At 63.8% G+C, this 326-nt stretch carries 1 pseudogene; it reads right to left on the bottom strand.

Features of this window, described 5'->3' with window-relative positions:
* Window positions 1-326 (bottom strand): annotated as a pseudogene (locus INT51_RS22010) (DDE-type integrase/transposase/recombinase); the annotation flags it as partial.

Here is a 326-nt window from a genome sequence, read left to right as displayed (position 1 = left end):
CAGATCTCCGCATAGGCCACCCGGGAGTGGTCATCGATCACGGTATGAACGAACGCGGTTCCGATCCGGGGGTTTCCCTTCTCGTTTCTGCCGGTTCTCAACGAGGTGGCCGCCTTGTTCCTGTCGCCCTGTGCCTTGCCGACGTAGCGCCAGCCGCCGCCATCGGGGATGTTGCCGAACTTGGTGACATCGACGTGGATCAGCGAGCCCGGATGATCGTGTTCGTAGCGGCGCAGCGGTTCGCCGGTAACTCGGTCGATGCGGGACAACCGGTTGATCCGGCACCGCACCAGCACTGCATGCACGGTCGAGGCTGGCACTCCGAG

The organism is Brachybacterium sp. FME24 (assembly GCF_014897705.1).
Lineage (GTDB): Bacteria > Actinomycetota > Actinomycetes > Actinomycetales > Dermabacteraceae > Brachybacterium.
The sequence above is the reverse complement of the archived record's forward strand: the minus strand, read 5'-3'. Positions and strand labels throughout refer to the sequence as shown.